The following is an 18,780-nucleotide window of genomic DNA, read 5'->3' as shown; positions in this document are numbered from 1 at the left end:
CTCGAGCCGTTTCACCTATGGTCCCTTACTGGTTACGTGGATGGTTGGCCCACCACTCGTCCTCGAAGGCATAGGCCCGGTCTTCCCAGGGGACCGCCTCTTCGTTGGACGTCGGGTAGCTGCCGCCCAGGCGCAGATCCTCCACGTGGTACCGCTCATGGGCGAGGGTGCGGGCCAGCAGTTCCTCGCTGCGGAAGGCCGCTCGCCGCAGCAGGACCTGCTGATTGGGATAGGTCACCCCGGCCAGCCCATCAATGCTCTTGTCGATCCTGATCTTCAGGTCGTCGATCCGGATGTCCCAGTCCTGGGCCACCCGCCGGACCGTATCCATGCTCATCGGGAGCTTGGCGCTCCAGTGCGGCCTTTCAGCACCCCTGCGTGCCAGCTTCACGAAGTCACCGCCGAAGCCGGCGCCGGACCCCGCGTTCCCCAGCGCCGTCGTCTCCTCGGAGGAGGAGCAGGCGGCGCCGGCGCCCGTCACGCCACGGCAGGGAGCCAGCTGCACCGACGGGTCCGGCGGGACGCCCGGGCCCGGATCGACGCGGCAGTCCTGCATCGCGTCCGCGCCGAACACCCCCGAGCACTGGCCGACGACGTGCGGGGCTGGGTCGAGGCCGCCGTTGGGCTGCCCGTCGCCGGCCCTGGCCTCGACCGGCGTGAAGGCCACGCCGACCTTGTCCAGGATCTTGTCGATGGCGTTGTCGACTCGGTGATTGAGTCCCTTGTCGAGCGCGTCGGCGAGCGAGATGCCCGCCGGACCGGGCAGCTGGTCGTGGTCGACCGGGCCGGGCTTGGCCGCGCGCGTCTTCGCGGCGATGTCGGCCAGCTCCTGGGGCGTGGGCGGCGGAGGCGGCGGCGGATCCGCCTTGGGCGGGCCGTTGGTGCCTTTGTGGGGCGAGTCGCCGGGCCCGTCATCGCCGGGCCCGTCCTTGGACTTGCCCTTGCCGGGCGAGTCGCCGCCGTCCGGGTACTGGATGTACGGCCCGCCGCCGTCCGGCCAGCCCTTCCACCAGTTGTTCTGCCACCACTTCCCGGCCAGGTAGCCGGCGCCGGCGCCGATGGCCACCGCCGCGAGACAGCCGAGCCAGGCGGGACCGCAGAACCGTGAACCGCGCCCGAGCGCGCCGAGTTCCCCGCCACCGGTGAGGACGTAGTCGGCCGCGCTCCAGGCAGGCCTGGCGATGTCCCGATAGACGACCTTGATCGCCTGCTTGGCGGTGCCGCACACGAAGGCGGGGCAGCCGAAGTGACCGGTCGGGTCCACCTGGTTGAGGGGGTCGCCGTCCGCGTAGGTGAAGCGGTTGCCCTTCATCGACGGCATCGGGTTCACATCGAGCGTGTCCCGACTGGGGAACGCGCCGGTTCCGGGGTCGTACCAGCGGGCGGCCATGTTGACCTTGCCGGTGGCCGGGTCGGTCCAGCCGCCCTGGTAGCCGACGTCCCGCTTGGTGCCCGAGTTCGCGACGACCTTCCCGTACGGGTCATAGGCTGCCGAATCGGTCAGCAAACCCGCGCCGGTGAAGGTGGCGGTGAGGTCGCCGTGCCGGTCGGTGTAGGCGTACAGGCCCGCGACGGAGACGATGTCGCCCGCCGGGTCCCTGCCGTAGAGCTCGGCACCCGCCGCGGCCGGGGTGTTGCCCAGGCCGGAGTAGCTGAACGTGCGGCCCGCGGTGGACGCGAGCCGGTCCAGCCCGTCATAGGCGTAGGTCGAGGCGCCGTCGGTGATCATCCGGTCGAACGCGTCGTAGCTCGTCGCGCTCGCGCTCCCCCCGCTCGGCGTCCTGGACTTCAGGGTGCCGCGCGCCGAGTAGGCGTAGCCGGCCGATCCGTCGGAGACGAGCTGGTTGCGCGCGTCGTAGACGGAGGCGGCCGTCCCTGCCTTGGTGCGGTTGCCCGCGTCGTCGTACTCGTAGGCGGCCGAGTTCCATGACGTCAGCCGGCCCGCCAGGTCGTAGCCGTAGGTGTTGGCGGCGGCGCCCGCAGTACCGGTCGTGGTCTTGGTGGTGAGCCGGTCGGCGTCGTCGTAGCCGTAGGTGATGCCGGCCAGCGCCGCGCCCGCCGTGGTCTTGAGCGTGTCGGAGGTGGGCCGGTGCAGCGCGTCGTAGTCGAAGGAGCGCTTGGCGCCGCCGTAGTCCACGCCCTTGAGCTGGTCCATCGTGTCGTAGGAGTAGATCGAGGTGCCGCCGGTGAGCGGGTCGCGGACCGTGGTGAGGCGGCTGCCCGCGTCGTAGTCGTAGGCGGCCGTGCCCGCCTTGTCGGTACGGGTCTTCATGCGGCCGTCGGCGTCATAGGTGAAGGACGCCGTGCCGGACGGCCCCGCCGTGCTGACGAGATGATCGCGATCGTCGTAGCCGAAGGTGTTACCCCCGGCCGAGGTCAGCCGGCCCACGGTGTCGTAGCCGAAGCTGTGGGCGGTCGTGGCGGTCTCGGCGCCCGCGCCGGTCTCCGCGGTGAGCCGGTTCTGCGTGTCGAAGGTGCGGGCGATGGTGACCCCGCCCGGCTTGGTGACCTGGACGGGGCGGGCGGCCGCGTCGTAGTCGGTGATCGTCTGGCGGTCGGCGGGCGTGGTGTAGGCGGTGGTCGGCGGGACGAACATCGCCACCGGGAGGTTCCACGGGTTGAAGGCGTAGGAGGTCGCGTTGCCGTTGCCGTCGGTGAAGCGGGTGCGGTTGCCGACCGCGTCGTAGCCGAAGGTCGTGTTGATGGTGTGCGTCGCCGTGGTCTTCTCGTGCTGGCCGGTCAGCCGGTTCAGCGCGTCGTAGTCGTAGGTGGTGACTCCGCCGCCGGGCCTGCTGACGGTGACCGGGTTGCTCGCGTCGTCGTAGCCGATCGTCGTGGACCGCAGCTGCTTGCCCGCCGCGTCGAAGTCGGCCGTCGCGGTCGCCCGGCCGGCGCCGTCGAAGGTGAGCGTGCTGCTGGTGCCGTCCGGGTTGGCGACCTTGGTCGCCCGGCCGGCGTGGTCGCGGGTGTACCAGTGGGCCTGGGCCAGCGGGTCGACGTCGACCACGACCTCGCCCGCCGCGTTGTAGCCGTACTGGGTGCGCGCGCCCGACGGTGTGGTGACGTAGGTCAGGTTCCCCGCGTCGTCGTACTCGTAGGCCGTGGTGTACCCGGCCGAGGCCGGTGTGCGGTCGACGATGGTGCTGGAGATCCGGCGGCCGAGGTCGTCGTACGTCGCCCCGGTCACCCGGCCCGCCTGGTCCCGTGTCCAGAGCCATTCGCCGGCCACGTCGAAGCCCGAGCGCGACTGGTTGCCCGCCGCGTCGGTGGTGGCGACCAGGTTGCCCAGCTGGTCATAGGTGTGGGTGTCGCCGTGGCCGAGCGCGTCCTCGACGCGGGTCACGCGGCCCAGCGCGTCGTACGTCGTGGTGGAGCCCGCCGTCACCGTGGCACCGGCGCCGAGCTGCCGGTAGGAGGGCAGGGTGAGGACGCGCGGCCGGCTCATGCCGTCGTAGGTGATCGTGGTCCGGTAACCCTCGGCGTCCTCGCTCGTCACGACGTCGCCGAAGCTGTTGTAGCCGGACCGCGTCGTCGGCCTGACGTTGTACGGCGTGCCGCCCCCGTGCTCGATGGCCACCGTCGGCGCCTTGGTCGTGGTGAGCCGGCCCGCCTCGTCGTAGGTGTAGTCGGTCACCGCGCCACGGGGGTCGGTCATCGTCTTCGGCAGGCCCCGCTGGTCCCTGGTCCAGGACGTCGTGAGCCATTTCCCGCCGTCCCAGACCTTCTGGGACAGGGGCCGGCCCAGCTCGTCGAGGTCGAACGCGGTCCAGGTGTAGCCGCTGTCCTGCGCCTGGACCAGGGAGACCACGCCGCCGTCGGCGTCGTAGCCGTACGTGGTCCTGCGCTTGATGCCGGCGGGGTCCAGCAGCGCCTCGGTGACCCGGTTGGCGGCGTCCACGGTGAAGGCGGTCGTGCTCTTGCCGTTGCCGGTGACCCGCTTGATGAGGTTGCCCGCGCTGTCGTAGGTGTTCTGCTGGAGCGGGATGTCCCGGGTGGTCCCGTCGGCGTTGTGGAAGCCCTCGGCCCAGACCGATTCGAGCAGGTTGTCGTCGTAGTAGCGGTAGCGGGTGGTCCGGCCCATGGCGTCGGTGACCGTGGCCAGGCGCCCGGCCGGGTCGTAGGCGCGGGATTCGAGGACCAGTTCCTTGGGGGCGTCGTTGTCCAGCGGGTTGCCCACCCAGTTGGCCAGGCTCGTGGTCAGCGGCAGACCGGTCGGGCCGTAGGTGTGCCGGAAGTCGGCGCCGGTGGCGTCCACGGTGCTGGTGAGGTTGCCATAGACGTCATAGCCGTAGGTGGTGGTCTTGCCCTCGGGGTCCTTGACGGACGAGACGCGGGCGGCGGCGTCGTAGGTGTAGTTCGTGGTGCGGGTGACGTCCTTGCCGGTGGGGTCCGTCCGCTCGGCCTTGGAGACGTTGCCGTCGACGTCGTAGGTGTAGATGACCCACGGCAGGTGCTTGACGCCGTTGATCACGTCCGTGGTCGCGGGGCCGACGGTGGCGGTGAGGTGGTTCAGGGCGTCGTAGCCCATGGAGGTGCTGACGCCGTTCGGGAAGGTGTCGGAGATCTTCGTCTCGGAGATGGGGCGGCCGGCGCTGTCGTAGTCGTACTTCGTGGTGAGCCCCGCGGCGTCCACCACCTGGGCGAGGTCGCCGTTCTGACGGTAGCTGTAGCGGGTGGTCTTGCCGCCGGGGGTGGTCGTGGAGGCGAGCAGCCCGTCCGGGACGGTGCCGCCGTCGGTGGCGGCCTCGTCGCCATCGGTGTAGGCGTACTTGGTGGTGCCGCCGTTGGTGGCTCCGGCCACGGGAGGTGTGGTGACGCTGAGCGGGTCGCCCGAGATGTCGTACGTGTAGCTGGTGCGGTGCGCCGCGTCGTTCCCGGCGGTGGCGCGGGCGTCGTACGCGCCGGTGAGCTTGTCGTTGCGGGGGTTCAGCGGGTCGCCGGCGTCCAGGTAGTAGGTGAAGTAGGAGGTCTGGCAGGAGCGCGGTCCGCGGCAGGTCACCTTCATGACCGGGTTGCCGCGGTCGTCGTTGTACAGCTGCGTGGTGTGCCCGTCCGGGTCGCTCACCGTGGCCAGGTTGCCGTTGAGGTCGTAGCCGTAGCGTGTGGTGCCGCCCGAGGCGTCGTACAGCGAGGTCGGCCGGCCGCCGTGCTGGGGGTCGTAGCTGTAGACCATCGCCTTGCCGCGCGGGTCGGCGGCGAGCACGGTGGTGGCGGGGATGCCGAAGGTCGCGACGTCCTTGTAGTGCGCCTGGATCGCGTCGGTGTGCAGGCTGTTCCAGTAGATCGCCACCTCGTCGATGGTGCCGTTGAAGTGGCCCAGGGTGTCCGAGGGCTTGGCGGGCCAGTTGCCCGCGATGAAACCGGCGCCGACGTAGACATGGTTCTGCGCGATCGTGGACACCGGGCCCTTGGACCTGGTCCCGACCACCGCGCCGTCCAGCCAGAGCCACTGGGTGTCACCGGAGGCCGTCAGGACGGCGTGGTGCCAGCTCGCGTCGGTCACGGCCGCGCTTGTGGTGATGGGCGCGACCGCGGCGCCGTCCCAGAACTGGCCGCGCAGCTTGCCGTCCGTCCCGACGTACAGCGCGGGCGTGTAGTTCGCCTGCGGCCCGGCCGGGTCGGTGATGGCCTGGGCCTGGTAGGCGAGCAGGACGCCGGGCTTGGCGGTTTTGAACCACAGCTCCGCCGACAGGTCGCCGCCGCCCTTGATCTCGCCCTCGGGCAGCTCCAGGTAGGAGCTGGAGCCGTTGAACCCGGCGGCCCTGTCGCCGCCGGTGGCCAGGACGATGGGTGGGCTCTGACCCAGGGTGACGTTGTGGTAGGTCGCGTCGGTGTCGCGCCCGTCGCCGTAGGCCGCGCTGGCCGCCTGGGTGCCGGAGAATTCGGCGAGGCGGTAGTACTCGCGCGGCCGGGCGCTCAGGACCGCGTTCGGGTAGTACTCCGTGCTGCCCTGCGTCTGGGCGGGGTAGACCTTCCACTGCCCGCCGTTGGCGTCGGTCGTCGAGGCGACGCGGTCGCCCTGGGTGTCGTAGGCGAGGGTGGCCTGCAGCTTGCCCGAAGGCAGCTTGACCGTCTCCAGCGCGCCGGTGTACTGCCCGGCCGCGTACTGGGCGGCGACGGACGTGGGGCCGAGCGGGTGGGTGTAGAAGGCGGGGTCGTCGATCTGGCCGGTGAAGTGGCCGCGCGTGTCCGTGGGCGCGGCGGGGCACCAGCCCGAGGTGTTCACGTAGCCCGCCCCGATGCTGGCGTACGGCAGATGGGTCGCCTTGACCTGGTTGAAGCGGCTGCCCACGATCGCGCCGTCCAGGTACATGCCCTGCCAGGTGCCGCTCGCGGTCAGCACCACATGGTGCCAGGCCCCGTCGCTCACCGCCGCGGTCGACGTCATCGAGCCGCAGCTGCCGTCGTCGGCCATCTGGCCGTGCAGCTTCCCGTCGGTCCCGACGTAGAGCATCGGCAGGAAGCCCCAGGGGAGCGGGCCCCGGGAGTCCTCCAGCGTGTTCATCTGCGCGCCGTACAGCACGCCGGCCTTCGTGGTCTTGAACCACATCCCGACCGCCGCGTAGGTGGTGTCGTCGGTGATGTTGTACGGCATGCGCACGTAGGAGCTCGTGCCGTTGAACGTCGCCGAGCCGTCCGTGGTCCCGGCCGGGGCGCCCGCCGCGCCGTAGGTCAGGTTGACCGCCTGCGCGTCGTCCTGGCCGACGAACATCTGGGTCTCGTTGGTCGTGCTCTGGTGGAGCCGGTAGTACATCGCGGGGGCGGCGTCCACGACGGCCGTGCGGTGGTGGGACACCATTTTGTAGGTGTACTTCGTGCAGGCCGTCGTCGTGCCCGGCGGGCAGACCTGGGCGAGCAGGCCGTAGCCGTAGCCGTACGTCCACGCGGGCGCTCCCTGGGCGGGATCGGTGGCGACCGAGGTCACCACCCCGCTGTTCCAGGTGAAGTAGAGGCCGCGGCCGCTGACCTTGTTCACGACCTTGGCCAGGGTGCCGTCGCCGTTGTAGGTGAGGAACTCGCCGTGCTGGTCGTCGTCGTAGATCGCGGTCAACCGGCCGTTCGTGTCGAACACGTACGCGCCGCCGGACTTGTCGCGCAGGAACCACGCCGTATCGGCCTTCACCAGGCTCACCGACCGGCCCTCGGGCGGCGCGAACGTGCCGTCGGAGTTGCGGCCGAAGCGCGCCTGCCGCCCGTCCGGGTAGGTGACCACGACGTTGCCCGTCAGGTCGCTGTCGGTGACGATCTTCATGTCGTAGGCGGTGGTCCAGCCCACGCCGAACAGCCCCGAGCGGGAGTTCAGGCTGCTGTAGGAGCGGGTGATCGCCAGGGCGGGACCGGCGGTGGTCAGGCTCGCGTCCGTGGTGGTGGCCGCGTACTGGCCGGTCAGCGGATCGATGCCCTTGACGGCGGCCGTGCCCGCGCTGTCGGAGACGTGCGAGGAGACCAGGGGCTGCGGCACGACCGTGCGGAAGGTGCTCCACCCGGTGGCCGGGCTGGAGGTCTTGCCGTCGGTGACCAGGGCCTGCCACATGTACTGCTCGCTCCATTTGAGCTTGCCCTGCGGCACCGTCCAGTTCGCGGTCTGCTCGCCGGTGTTGGAGTCGCCCTTGATCAGGCCGGTCGCCGGGCACGTGCTGGGGGCCGAGACCAGGCAGATGTTGAAGATGAAGTTCAACTCTCCGCCGGGCCACTCGTCCTGGTCATGGCCGGTGACCGTGAACTCCGGCATCAGGGTGGACTCCACGTACCCGCTGCCCGGCCACATCGAGTCGATCTGGGGCGGCACGTTGACCACGCTCAGGCTCACGCACCAGACGGGGACGCCCCAGTCGGAGAAGAACTGCCCGTTCGCCACCATGTCCCAGCAGACCTGGTACGAGCCCGGGTTGAGCGGGTCGATCGTGGCGCTCACCTTCGCCGAGCCGTTGTTGCCGATCGTGGCGGGCAGAGTGGCGGCGGCGGTGGAGCTGCCCACGAAGCTGCCGCCAAGGGTGTACACCTTGTAGCCCAGCTTCACCGAGCCGGGAGACCAGGAGTTCATCCCGTTGTTGATCACCGTGACGGGGAGCCTGCCGAAGCTGTTGGCCGTCACCGGCGGGTCGATCGTGGCACCGGAGTCGATCGCGTACAGCGCCCGCCAGGGGCTGTAGTCCACCTGCAGGTACGGCGGGTTGGCCGAGTTGGCGCTGGCGAACTCCTTGAAGCTGTCGGCGGTCAGCGCCAGGCCGTTGTTGCCCGCGCCGTTGGACCAGTCCGACAGGGCCGACAGGCCCGCGCTGTTGATCCCGATCCACGCCCAGCCGGCTCCGCCGCAGGTCACGCCGCCGCTGAAGCTGGCCGACCCCCAGGTGTCGCCGAGACTCACGCCGGGATAGGAGGAGATCGTGCCGACGTTCCAGCTGCTGGTGATCTGCTTCACCGTGACGGGGTTGGCCGCGCAGGAGTTCGACAGGGTGTTGTAGAGGAAGAGCGCGGCGCCGGTCACGTACGCGTGGGGGATCTGCGAGGCGAGGTTGAAGTTGATGTAGGCGTTGTTGCGCTTGGTGCCGTCCTGGGAGCCGACCAGGAGCTGGTCGCTGCCGGAGTGATTGGCGCCGGAGTGGTTGTCGACGTAGGTGTCGGAGGAGGCGCCGCTGGTGGTGCGTACGTAGGAGGAGGGGTCGATGACCACCGGGAACGCGCGGTCCTTGGCGTGCAGCCACTTCTGGTCGGCGCTGACCCGCAGGACGTCGCCGACGAGGGTGTAGCGCACCGCGTCGGAGCGGGCGCCCTTGGCGTCGCTCATGAACCCGGCGGGGACGGTGATGCGCACCGCGCTCCGCTCGTCGACGAACTCCACGCCCTGCGGCGTGCTTCGCGGTGTCAGGCCCTTGGCCTGGAAGGGGAAGTCCCAGGGTCCCGTCGGGGCCTGGCGCGAGGTCAGGACGAGCGACTCCTTGATCCCGTTCCAGGCGGCCTCGACCTTGAGGTCCGTCTCCGGCAGCACCTCACCGTACTTCGCGATATTTCCCGAAATATTGGCTTTTGTGCTTTTTGCCCCCTGGAGGGCGAAGGACAGGCTGTGCTCGTTGTCCAAGGTGAGCGACTGGAGCCTGGGGTCGGCGGCGTCGTCGGCCAGCTCGGCCGCGACGTCGTTGGCCGCCGGACGCCAGCGTCCGTTGGCGCCGGTCAGGTTGAGGTCGATGTCGGCCCACTCACCGGTGGCCGTCCGGTACCTCACTGGCCTGGAGTACGTACGCACGGTGTAGGTCTGATCGGGGTTCTGGAAGACCCTCGACGTCGCGTCGCCCAGCTTGGGAGCCACCCGGCTCTGCTTGGCGTCGAACCCGTGCACTTCCCCGTTGCCCGGCTTGCCGGTCGCCTTGCCCACCAGCTGCGGTTTGTTCGACAGATGGGAGACCAGCTTGGGCGGCTGCTGGGCCTCCCGGGGCACGACCCCCTTGGGCAGCTTGGCGGCCTTCTTCTCCGGCGGCTCGGTCTGCGCCCGGGTCGACTCCGCCGCCACCTGGTGCGCGCGGTTCGCCGCCGAGCCCAGACGCTGCTCGGGGAGCGTCGGCTCCTTCGAAGCCGCGTGGGCTCCCTGACCTGCCATGCTGATGACAAGGGTGGTCACTGTCAGTGCCGAGCAAAGACGAGTGGCCCAACGATTCCTCATGCCGACCTCCGGCGGCGACCGTAGTAGCCGCCTATCCGCACCACATCTGTACGGATGACCTGGTTCGAGGGTGTCGGAATGTTCCCGGTTAGGTATGAGATCAACTCCGAGTCCGGTACTCTCGCCTGGTGCTGCACGGGCGCATCGCGGAGCAGGCCAGAATCACGCGACTTCTCGCTGGTGAGAGCGGCGCGCTGATGGTGCGCGGGGAAGCCGGGGCGGGCAAGAGCGCGTTGCTCGCCTTCGCGGCCGAGCTCGCGAGTGATCAAATCGTGCTGCGCGCCTCCGGCAGCCCCGAGGAGTCGCACCTCCCGTACGGCGGGCTGCACATGCTGCTGGCGACCACCCGCCCACGCTGGAAACAACTGCCCGCCCAGCAGCGCGACGTCCTCGACCAGCTGGGCGAGCCGCAATCGTGCGGCGAACCCGCCTCGCCGTACCTGCCTGTCTGGAACCTCCTGCGCCACCTGGCGGGCAAGCGGCCGGTGCTCTGCCTGATCGACGACGCGCACTGGCTGGACCGGGAGAGCCTGGCGGTCCTGTCCTTCTGCGTCCGCCGCCTCGCCGCCGCGCGCGTGGTGATCCTGGTGGCCGCCGAGGGCGAGGTGCCCGCGCTCCAGGGGATAGACGAGCTGGACCTGCCCGGTGTCGACAGGCAGGCGGCGCTGGACATCGTCGCCGAGTGCCGGCCGGGCATCGTCCCGCAGGTGCGAGAGCGGATCGTCGAGGACGCCCGCGGCAATCCGCTGGCCCTGCGCGAGCTGGCCGCGGGGATCAGCCCCGCGCAGGTCGAGGGCAGGCTGTCGCCACTGGGCCTGCACACCGGCTGGGCCGGACGGTCGCGGCGGGCCGATCAGTTGTACGGCGCGTGCTTACGGGCCCTGCCTGAGCGCACTCGCTTCCTCCTCCTGCTGGCCGCCGCCGACCCCGCGGCCGCCCTGCCCGAACTGCTCGCCGCCACCGGAGCGACTCCGACTGATCTGGAGCCCGCCGAGACCGCCCGGCTGGTGGAGGTGCGGCCGGACAGGCTGACCCCTCGCCACCTGCTGATCCTGGTCGCCGCCTACCAGTCCGCGCCGGTCTCGGCCCGCATCGCCGCACACCGAGCCCTGACTGAGACGTCGGCCGAGCGGCGGGTCTGGCATCTCGCCGCCGCCGTGCTGGGGCCGGATGAGGAGATCGCGCGTGAGCTGGAGGGCATCGGGACGTCGTCGGCGCTGGAGCGCGCCGCCGAGCTGACCACCGACCCCGAGCCCCGCGCCCGGCGCTATGCCGCCGCCGCGGTCGCCGCGAGCGACGCCGGTCAGCTGCGCCGCGCGGCGGACCTGGCGACGTGCGCGACCAAGCTGAGCGCCGAACCCTCGACGCTGGCCTCCGCCGCCCGCGTGCTGGCCACCGTGGAGTCCGAGATCGGCTCGCCGACCAAGGCCGCGCGGATGCTGCTGGACGCGGCGGCCAGGATCGGCGACGACGACCACGCCATGGCCATCGTCATGATCGCCGACGCGATCCGCCTGTTCGGCTACAGCGGCGACGAGGGGCTCGCGGCCGAGATCGCCGCCGCCGTCTGGTCGGCGCCGGCGACTTCGCAAGCTTCGTCACGAGGTTCTGCGCGAACTTCCACGCAAGCGTCTTCACCAGCCTCCGCGCGGGCTTCTTCGCGAGCTTCCGCGCGAGCCTCGTCACCAGCTTCTTCGCAGGTCGTGCGATCAGGAGCCCAGCCCACCTGGTCCGCTCCGCTGGCCCGGTCGCTGCCCACGCTGGCGAAGATCATGGCCGGTGACCCGTTCAGCGGCTTCGCCGTCATCGGCGAGCTGGTCGAGCACACGCCCGCCCTGGCGACCCAGCAAGCCATCACCGCCACCTCGTTGGGCCTGATGGCCGCCGACGCGGGCTCGGCGCTGCGCCTGACCTCCACGCTGGTGGCCGACTGCCGCCACCAGGACCTGATGGGCCTCCTGCCGTACGCCCTGCAACTCCAGGCCCAGGCCCTCATGCTGAGCGGCCGCAGCGCCGAAGCGCTCAGACTGGCCACCGAGGGACTGAAGCTGGCCGGTGACCTCGGCCAGACCCACCGAGTCGGGCACCTGAGCGGCTTGGTCGCGCTGATCGCCGCGTTGAGCGGCGATGAGAAGCGCTGCCGGGCCTACGCCGAATCGAGCCTGGACTACTGCGCCGACCACGACGCGCCCGCCAGCGCGGCGCTGGCCACCTGGGCGCTGGGCCTGCTGGAGCTGGGGCTGGGCCGGGCGGGCGCCGCTGTGGCGCACCTCGAGCGCGTGGTCGCGGGCCCCGCGCACCACCCGGTGATCGCGGTCCACTGCGCGGCCGATCTGGTGGACGCGGCCGTACAGGCCGATCTGCCCGGCGCCACCGTCGAGCCGCTCGCCCTGCTGGAGCGGTGGGCGGGGGACACGCGCCAGCGCTGGGTGGGCGCGGTGGCGCTGCGCTGCCGGGCGCTGACCGCGCCGGACGGTGAGGCGGAGCCGCTCTTCCTCGGCGCGCTCGACCTGCACGGCCCGTCCCTGACCGCCTTCCAGCGGGCCAGGACCGAGCTCGCCTACGGGCAGTGGCTCCGCCGTATCCGGCGCAGGTCCGAAGCCCGCTCTCATCTGCGGGCCGCGCGCGCCGCGTTCGAGCAGCTGGGCGCGACCCCCTGGGCGGAGCGCGCCGCGGCCGAGCTGAGCGCGTCGGGGGAGTCGAGCCCCGCGGGGCCGTTGCCGGAAGCGCTGCGCGGGCTGACGCCGCAGGAACGGCAGGTGGTGTTCCTCGCCGCGCAGGGATCGTCCAACCGGGAGATCGCCGCCCAGCTCTTCCTCAGCCCGCGGACCGTCGGTTTCCACCTCTACCGCGCCTTTCCCAAGCTGGGCATCACCTCCAGGACCGAGCTGGCGGATCTGGTACGGCAAGCCGTCACCGGCATCGGGACGATCACGCCGGCCGCCGAGTGACGCCCCAGGGCGGACAGGCTCGTACCGAACCCTTGACTGCGCTGGTCAGATCGATTAGACCTCAGGAAACCCAGCGATCATCACGCAGTGGAGGACAGATGTCCGGCAGAGCATTGGTACGACTCGCGGCCCGCGCCGCGTTATCCGCGGTCACGACAGGCTCGCTGATCGCGATCGGTGCGCTGCCGGCCTCGGCGGCGGCCTTGGACAAGCCGCCCCGAACGACCAAGGGGCCGTGCCAGTACACCGAAACCCCCGATGACCCGGCCGTGCGTGACGTGCCGCTGCCGCCGGACCCGCGCCGCACGCCCACGCGTCCGGTCTCCGCGGTGCTCCGGACCAACCACGGCGACATCGGGCTCGCCCTCGACCCGGCCAAGGCGCCGTGCACCGTGCAGAGCTTCGTGCACCTGATCCAGCACCGGTTCTATGACGCCACGTCGTGCCACCGGCTCACCGCGTACGACCGGCTGAAGGTGTTGCAGTGCGGCGACCCCAGTTTCACCGGTGAGGGCGGGCCAGGCTACAAGTACAAGGACGAGCTGCCCACGGACCTGCCGCCATGGCCGGGCGATTCGACCGGGGTGCGCAAGACGTACGCGCGCGGGGTGCTGGCCATGGCCAACGCCGGCCCGAACACGAACGGCAGCCAGTTCTTCCTGGTCTACGGTGATTCCGGGCTGGCGCCCAACTACACGATCTTCGGCACGGTCGACGCCGCCGGGCTCGCCGTCCTCGACCGCATCGCCGCCGGCGGCATCCAGCCGGAGCCGGACGGTCCCACGCCTCCGGTGGACGGCAAGCCCGTACTCCCGGCCGACATCCGAGACGCCCGGGTGTGCCGCAGATAGCCGGGTGTGCCGCAGATAGATCGTCTTGAATATCGGGCACCTGACGAGTCCTGCTCACATATCTACAGATTCCCCCTAAGATGCCGTCATAGATGACGAAGGGTGTGGCGTGACCGAGCCTGAGCGGCCTACGGGGAAGATGGATCCGACCGTCCCGACCGTCGCCCGAATGTATGACTATTTCCTCGGCGGGAAGGACAACTTCCCGGCTGACCGCGAGGCGGCCGAGCGGGTCCTCGAACTGAGCCGCGCGGGCGGCGCGGACGTACGGGAGATGGCCAGGGCGAACCGTGGTTTCCTGATCCGCGCCGTGGAGACGGTCGCCAGGGCCGGTGTCCGGCAGTTCCTCGACATCGGCACCGGTCTGCCCACTCAGGACAACGTGCACCAGGTCGCGCACCGGATCATCCCCGACGCCAAGGTCGTCTACTCGGACAACGACCCGATCGTGCTGGTCCACGCCCGCGCGCTGCTGGCCGACAACCCCGACACGGTGATCATTGACGGCGACGCGCACGACCCCAAGGGGCTGCTGGCCGCCGCCGCCCAGCACCTCGACTTCAGCCAGCCCGTGGCGGTCCTGGCCGTCGCGCTGTTCCACTTCTTCAGCGGTGACGACGAGGTGGCCGGCATCGTCCAGACCCTGCGCGAGCCGCTGGTTCGGGGGAGCCACCTGATCATCTCCCACGCGTACGTGGAGCAGGGCCAGAGCACCCGCGACCGGCGGATCGAGACCGAGGACGTCTACCGGCGGACGACCTCCGGCGCGCTGCACTGGCGCGACCGCGACATGGTGCGCAGCTATTTCGACGGGCTGGAGCTGCTCGAACCCGGCGTCGTGCCGGTGCAGGACTGGCGCAACGACGATCCGTTCATCGTCCCCGGGCTGGAGAAGGGCGGCATCCTGGGCGGCGTCGGCCGGGTCCCCTGACCGCGACCGGTACTCAGCGGCGGGCCTTCAGCGCCGCGGCGACGTGCTTGGCCGCCTGGTCGGCGGTCCCGTAGCCGGGCCGTGGACCCAGGTAGTTGACGTACGCCAGCAGGTTGGCCAGGCAGAACGACACCTGGGTGTTGTGGAAGCCCGCGGCCACATCCGGGTCGCGGCGGGTGTATGCGGCCGTCCTGTCGCCGACGACCCGCGTCGAGCGCAGCTTGGTGTCGGGGTGGCGGGCGCGCTCGTCCTTCCCGCGGGTGACCATGCCATCGAGGTTGAGCCCGCAACTCTTGACGGTCGGGGTACGGTACGTCGTCACCATCACGCTGGCGTTGCCGGCGCCCTGCCACTGGCACTGCGAGGTGGACAGGACCTGGCGTCGCGCCGTGCCCCCGAGCAGCGTGCGCGCCCGCACGTTGGTCAGGAGCTTGCAGGCGTCGGGCACCTGGCCGAACAGCTTCACGACGCTCTTCGTCGGGGACGGCTTCGCGGACTTCGGGGATTTCGGTGATGGATCGGCGCTCGCGTCAGGAGTCGCGGGCGGCAGATTGAGCCAGATCGCCGTGGCGGCCATGCCACACACCGCCACCGCCAGCGCGCCCGCCACGACGAGGGTACGGCGGCGCTTCACGGGGGCTTCGCGGCGTGCGGGGATCGTGGACGGGGTGTCGCCTTGGGCGATGTCGTGGAGCCAGTGGGCCGTCTGCTCGGCCGTGCACCGGCGCTGGGGATCCTTCTCCAGCAAGGCCGCGAGCAGGGGCGCGAGCGGACCCGCCAACCTGGCGGGGGCGGGATCGCGCATCAGCACGGCGGCCATGACCGCGGCCGCGTTGGGGCCGGAGAACCCGGGACCGCCCTCCACCGCCGTGTAGAGCGTGGCGCCGAGTGACCATAAGTCGGCGGCGGGACCGTCGTCCTCGCCACGTAACCGCTCTGGGGCGATGTAGCCGGGCGAGCCGTTGAGCAGGCCGGTCTGGGTCAGCGCGGCGTCCCCGGCGACCGTGGCGATGCCGAAGTCGGTCAGCAGTACGCGGCCGTCGTCGGTCAGCAGCACGTTGCCGGGCTTGACGTCGCGGTGCAGCACGCCCATCGCGTGCGCGGCACCGAGCGCGTCGAGCACGTGCCGGCCCACCCAGGCGGCTTGGCGCGGCGACAGCGGGCCGTCCGTACGCACGATCTGATCGAGGGAGCGGCCGTGGATCAGCTCCATCACGATCCATGGCCGCCCTCCGTCCATGACCACGTCGTGCACGGTGACGATCGAGGGGTGCGAGCGCAGCCGCGCCGCCGCCCTGGCCTCGCGCAGCGTGCGCTCGGTGAGCTCGGCTCGGGCCGCGTGGTCGAGCTCCGCCGGCAGGCGCACCTCCTTGACCGCGACCTCCTGCCGGAGCAACTCGTCCACGGCCCGCCAGACCGTGCCCATGCCACCCTGACCGAGCGGTGCCAGGAGTCGGTAGCGGCTCGCGACGATGGTCATCACGCGATTATACGGACATATATTCTATAATTTTGCCTCTTGTGTCGCAGGGACCCCTGGGGTCCCGGCCGTCCGTACGACCCGGTCAGCCGAGGGCCTTTTCCAGCTGTGCCTTGCTCATCTTCGAGCGGCCCTTGATGTTGCGGCTCTTGGCTTCGGCGTACAGCTGATCCCTGGTACGGCCGCCCGCGCCGGAATGGGAGCGCAGCCCGCCCCGGCGGCTCGACGAGATGTCCTTGGTGGATGTACGGCTCGCGGTCCGGGACTCACCGGCCCTGGCCCGCTCCTTGTTCACGGTACGGGCGGCGATTTCGGTCGCACGCTTGGTGCTTTCTCCCCGCTTCTTGGCGCTGTCCTTGATGTGCTCGTATTGCCGTTCCCGCTTCGGGCTCGATCCGCGAGGCATTTCTCCTCCTCATGAGAACCGTCAGACCTTACGGGCCCCTACCCAGACGAGAACCACGAAACAGCCGCGTCACATCGCCGGTTCTTCATAAGGGATGCGGCTCAGGTGCAGGATCGTGCCCAGCGTCCCCCACTCGTCGCCGCCGAGCTTGGTCAGCGGGCGCAGCCGCCCGGCGTCGGGCCGGCCGTTGACGATGTAGTCCTCGTGCACTGACGCGAGGAACACCCGTCCGAAGACCAGGGTGGAATTGCCCATGTGCAGGGTCGTGTGCGAACGGCACTCCATGACCACGGGCGAGACCGCCACCCTGGACGGCCGCACATGACGGCTGGGTTCGCGTTCGATTCCCGCGTAGTCGAATTCGGTCAGCTTCTCGGCCGTAAACGACTGAGCTTGCAGCTCCTCGCCGTCGATGGCTTCGACGGTCCGGTCCGCGTCAGGCAGCGTGACTCACCGCCCAGCCCGTCTCACCGCGTGCGGCGATGTTGCGGGCTGCGTTGACGTCTGCGTGCTCAGCGAAGCCGCACGACGTACACGAGAAACAGGCTTGATCGAGCCGGTTCTTGCGGTCCACATGCCCGCATGAGGAGCATTGCTGGGAGGTGAAGGCCGGGTCGACGTGGATGACGGCGATCCCGGCCCGGGCCGCCTTGTAGCCGATGAATGCTCCCAGTTGGTGGAAGCTCCAGGAATGCAGTGTGACCCGCTGGGGCTTGCGAAGCCGTACCCGGTCCCGGATGCCCTGGAGGTCTTCCAGGGCGATGCCTTGGCCGGTGCGTTCTGCCTCGGTCACGATCTGCTTGGCGATGACATGATTGGTGTCGGCGGCGAACCGCGCTTCTTTGCGGCGGCGCAGCTTGAGCAACCGCTTGGCGGACTTGGTGCCCTTGGCCTGCAACCGGCGGCGCAACTCCCGGTGGCGGTGCCTGACCGCGTTCAAGGCCTTGCCCGAGCGGCGGATGCCGTCGCTGGTGGCGGCGATGTTGACGATGCCCAGATCCACACCCACAAATCCGTCCGGGACGCGCACGGGCCGGTCGGGGAGATCGCAGGTGGCGATCAGGAACCACATGCCGTCCCGGTAGAGCAGATCGGACTCGCCCTTGCGGTGTGCCGACAGGGTCTTGAGCTGTTCGGCGGACGCGGTGAACCTCAAATTCTTCAGCCTGCCGGCCACCGACCAGATCGACACCGTCCGTGCGTCGATCTGCCAGGACAGGCAGCGGTCGTCGAACGGCTGGGCGGCATCAGCGCGGAAGGTGAGGACCACCTTGCCGCGTACGTGTCCCGACTCGACCGCCTCGCAGGCCGCCGCCGTCCGCTCCATCGGTGTCCACGAGTTCCTGGATGTCGGTGCCGCCGTAGGTGTTGAAGACGATGGCCTTGCTCATCGGGTGATCCTTTCGTTCGCGCGGGCCCGTTGTGGCATGGGACAAAGACTCACTCATTTAGATGAATTTTGTCAATTGAATGATTGAATCGCTAGGATGGCGGCCATGACAACGCGGCGACGTGCGGTGACCGAGGACGAGCGAGGGACCGCCGCGGAGCGGACCCGGGAGCGGATCCTGCGGGCGGCGCTGGAGGAGTTCGGGGCCAAGGGCTACTCGGGAGCCCGTACGGCGGCCATCGCGGCCAGGGCCGGGGTCAACCAGCAGCTCATCAGCTACCACTTCGGTGGCAAGCAGGGCCTGCTGACGGAGCTGCGCAGACGGTGGACCGAGACCGGGGCCGGGCTGCCGCCGCCGGAGTCCTCCTTCGCCGACTCCTTCGCCGCCGTCCTCGACACCACGCTCGAACGGCCCCAATGGGCGCGCATGGTGCTCTGGCAGGCACTCGGCGACGATCCCGGCGAGGGCGGCGGCATGTCCGATGCCCAGCGCGAGCAGCTGCGCGACGGCATCGAGCGACTGCGCCGGCGGCAGCGCGACGGGGAGATCAGCGACGCGCCGACACCGGAGTTCGTGATGCTGCTCGCGTACGCGCTGACCTTCGCGCCCCTCGCGCTGCCCGACCACGTCGAGGCGATCCTCGGCGTCGACCCGTTGTCGGAGGACTACCGCCGCATCGCGCACGACCAGCTCATGACCCTGCTGCGCGGCCCCGCGCCGGATGATGCCCGCCGGTAGCCGAGCTGGATTTCACTGTGGGTCGACCGGGGCGAGCCGAGGGCCGCGGCTACGCGCCTCGGCGACCCGTTTGATACCGGCGGCCCACTCGTCCAGCGCGGCCTGGAGCTTGCGGCCGTTCATGAACAGCCCCAGCAGCGGCCCGGCCATGGACTCGGCGACCATCAGTTCGGTGGAGCCGTCCTCGAGCGGGGTCAACACGTGCCGGTGCACGGCCTTGGCGCCGAAGGACAGCCCGGTCCAGGTCAGCTGCCGGCCGGGGACGGCCACGGCGAACCTGGAGGCGATCGCCGCCTTGCCGTTGCGCCAGGTGAAGGCCGCGTCCACGGCGACCCCGGCCGTCAGGCGCACGTCGCCGATGGCCGGATCGATCC

General features: G+C 70.4%; 10 protein-coding genes. 4 read left to right on the top strand and 6 right to left on the bottom strand.

Annotated elements, in window-relative coordinates:
- Nucleotides 1-25: 25 nt before the first annotated feature.
- Nucleotides 26-9,595: a LamG-like jellyroll fold domain-containing protein gene (locus ACIBO2_RS10110; RefSeq protein ID WP_397296338.1), complete on the bottom strand. Its 9,570-nt coding sequence runs from the start codon at nucleotides 9,593-9,595 to the stop codon at nucleotides 26-28.
- A 191-nt stretch (nucleotides 9,596-9,786) separates the two neighbouring features.
- Between ACIBO2_RS10110 and ACIBO2_RS10105 the strand changes: the two genes are divergently transcribed.
- The 3 genes from ACIBO2_RS10105 to ACIBO2_RS10095 all read left to right on the top strand — a co-directional run bounded on the left by ACIBO2_RS10105 (nucleotide 9,787) and on the right by ACIBO2_RS10095 (nucleotide 14,391).
- Nucleotides 9,787-12,609, top strand: a complete 2,823-nt coding sequence (locus tag ACIBO2_RS10105) for a LuxR C-terminal-related transcriptional regulator (RefSeq protein WP_397296336.1) — start codon at nucleotides 9,787-9,789, stop codon at nucleotides 12,607-12,609.
- A gap of 98 nt (nucleotides 12,610-12,707) precedes the next feature.
- Nucleotides 12,708-13,460, top strand: a complete 753-nt coding sequence (locus ACIBO2_RS10100) for a peptidylprolyl isomerase (RefSeq protein ID WP_357952477.1) — start codon at nucleotides 12,708-12,710, stop codon at nucleotides 13,458-13,460.
- A 109-nt stretch (nucleotides 13,461-13,569) separates the two neighbouring features.
- Nucleotides 13,570-14,391 (top strand): SAM-dependent methyltransferase, encoded by an 822-nt coding sequence (locus ACIBO2_RS10095; protein WP_397296334.1) that lies wholly within the window; start codon nucleotides 13,570-13,572, stop codon nucleotides 14,389-14,391.
- A 13-nt stretch (nucleotides 14,392-14,404) separates the two neighbouring features.
- Here ACIBO2_RS10095 and ACIBO2_RS10090 read toward each other — a convergent pair whose 3' ends face one another.
- The 4 genes from ACIBO2_RS10090 to ACIBO2_RS10075 all read right to left on the bottom strand — a co-directional run bounded on the left by ACIBO2_RS10090 (nucleotide 14,405) and on the right by ACIBO2_RS10075 (nucleotide 17,604).
- On the bottom strand, nucleotides 14,405-15,871 hold the full coding sequence (locus tag ACIBO2_RS10090) for a protein kinase (protein WP_358543956.1): 1,467 nt from the start codon (nucleotides 15,869-15,871) through the stop codon (nucleotides 14,405-14,407).
- A gap of 85 nt (nucleotides 15,872-15,956) precedes the next feature.
- Nucleotides 15,957-16,277, bottom strand: a complete 321-nt coding sequence (locus ACIBO2_RS10085) for a plasmid stabilization protein (RefSeq protein ID WP_358440160.1) — start codon at nucleotides 16,275-16,277, stop codon at nucleotides 15,957-15,959.
- A 69-nt stretch (nucleotides 16,278-16,346) separates the two neighbouring features.
- Nucleotides 16,347-16,532 carry a hypothetical protein gene (locus ACIBO2_RS10080; protein WP_358543953.1) on the bottom strand — a complete coding sequence of 62 codons (186 nt, stop codon included), beginning with the start codon at nucleotides 16,530-16,532 and terminating at the stop codon, nucleotides 16,347-16,349.
- Nucleotides 16,533-16,713: 181 nt separating this feature from the next.
- On the bottom strand, nucleotides 16,714-17,604 hold the full coding sequence (locus tag ACIBO2_RS10075; RefSeq protein WP_397296331.1) for an RNA-guided endonuclease TnpB family protein: 891 nt from the start codon (nucleotides 17,602-17,604) through the stop codon (nucleotides 16,714-16,716).
- A gap of 169 nt (nucleotides 17,605-17,773) precedes the next feature.
- On the opposite strand from ACIBO2_RS10075, the gene ACIBO2_RS10070 reads away from it, so the two are divergent.
- The gene (locus tag ACIBO2_RS10070) at nucleotides 17,774-18,406 is read left to right on the top strand and encodes a TetR family transcriptional regulator (protein ID WP_358552449.1); all 633 of its coding nucleotides are present in this window, start codon (nucleotides 17,774-17,776) and stop codon (nucleotides 18,404-18,406) included.
- Between the two features lie 12 nt (nucleotides 18,407-18,418).
- Here the strand turns inward: ACIBO2_RS10070 and ACIBO2_RS10065 are convergent, their stop codons facing one another.
- On the bottom strand, nucleotides 18,419-18,757 hold the full coding sequence (locus ACIBO2_RS10065) for a hypothetical protein (protein WP_397296329.1): 339 nt from the start codon (nucleotides 18,755-18,757) through the stop codon (nucleotides 18,419-18,421).
- Between the last annotated feature and the right edge of the window lie 23 nt (nucleotides 18,758-18,780).

Origin of the sequence: Nonomuraea sp. NPDC050022 (genome assembly GCF_044460705.1) — a bacterium.
Classification (GTDB): domain Bacteria; phylum Actinomycetota; class Actinomycetes; order Streptosporangiales; family Streptosporangiaceae; genus Nonomuraea.
The sequence above is the reverse complement of the archived record's forward strand: the minus strand, read 5'-3'. Positions and strand labels throughout refer to the sequence as shown.

What these genes read in the sequence shown, in the direction of transcription:
- ACIBO2_RS10090 (WP_358543956.1), bottom strand. Translation starts at nt 15,871, where the DNA reads ATGACCATCGTCGCGAGCCGCTACCGACTCCTGGCACCGCTCGGTCAG.
- ACIBO2_RS10080 (WP_358543953.1), bottom strand. Translation starts at nt 16,532, where the DNA reads ATGGGCAATTCCACCCTGGTCTTCGGACGGGTGTTCCTCGCGTCAGTG.
- ACIBO2_RS10070 (WP_358552449.1), top strand. Translation starts at nt 17,774, where the DNA reads ATGACAACGCGGCGACGTGCGGTGACCGAGGACGAGCGAGGGACCGCC.
- ACIBO2_RS10110 (WP_397296338.1), bottom strand. Translation starts at nt 9,595, where the DNA reads ATGGCAGGTCAGGGAGCCCACGCGGCTTCGAAGGAGCCGACGCTCCCC.
- ACIBO2_RS10100 (WP_357952477.1), top strand. Translation starts at nt 12,708, where the DNA reads ATGTCCGGCAGAGCATTGGTACGACTCGCGGCCCGCGCCGCGTTATCC.
- ACIBO2_RS10075 (WP_397296331.1), bottom strand. Translation starts at nt 17,604, where the DNA reads ATGGAGCGGACGGCGGCGGCCTGCGAGGCGGTCGAGTCGGGACACGTA.
- ACIBO2_RS10085 (WP_358440160.1), bottom strand. Translation starts at nt 16,277, where the DNA reads ATGCCTCGCGGATCGAGCCCGAAGCGGGAACGGCAATACGAGCACATC.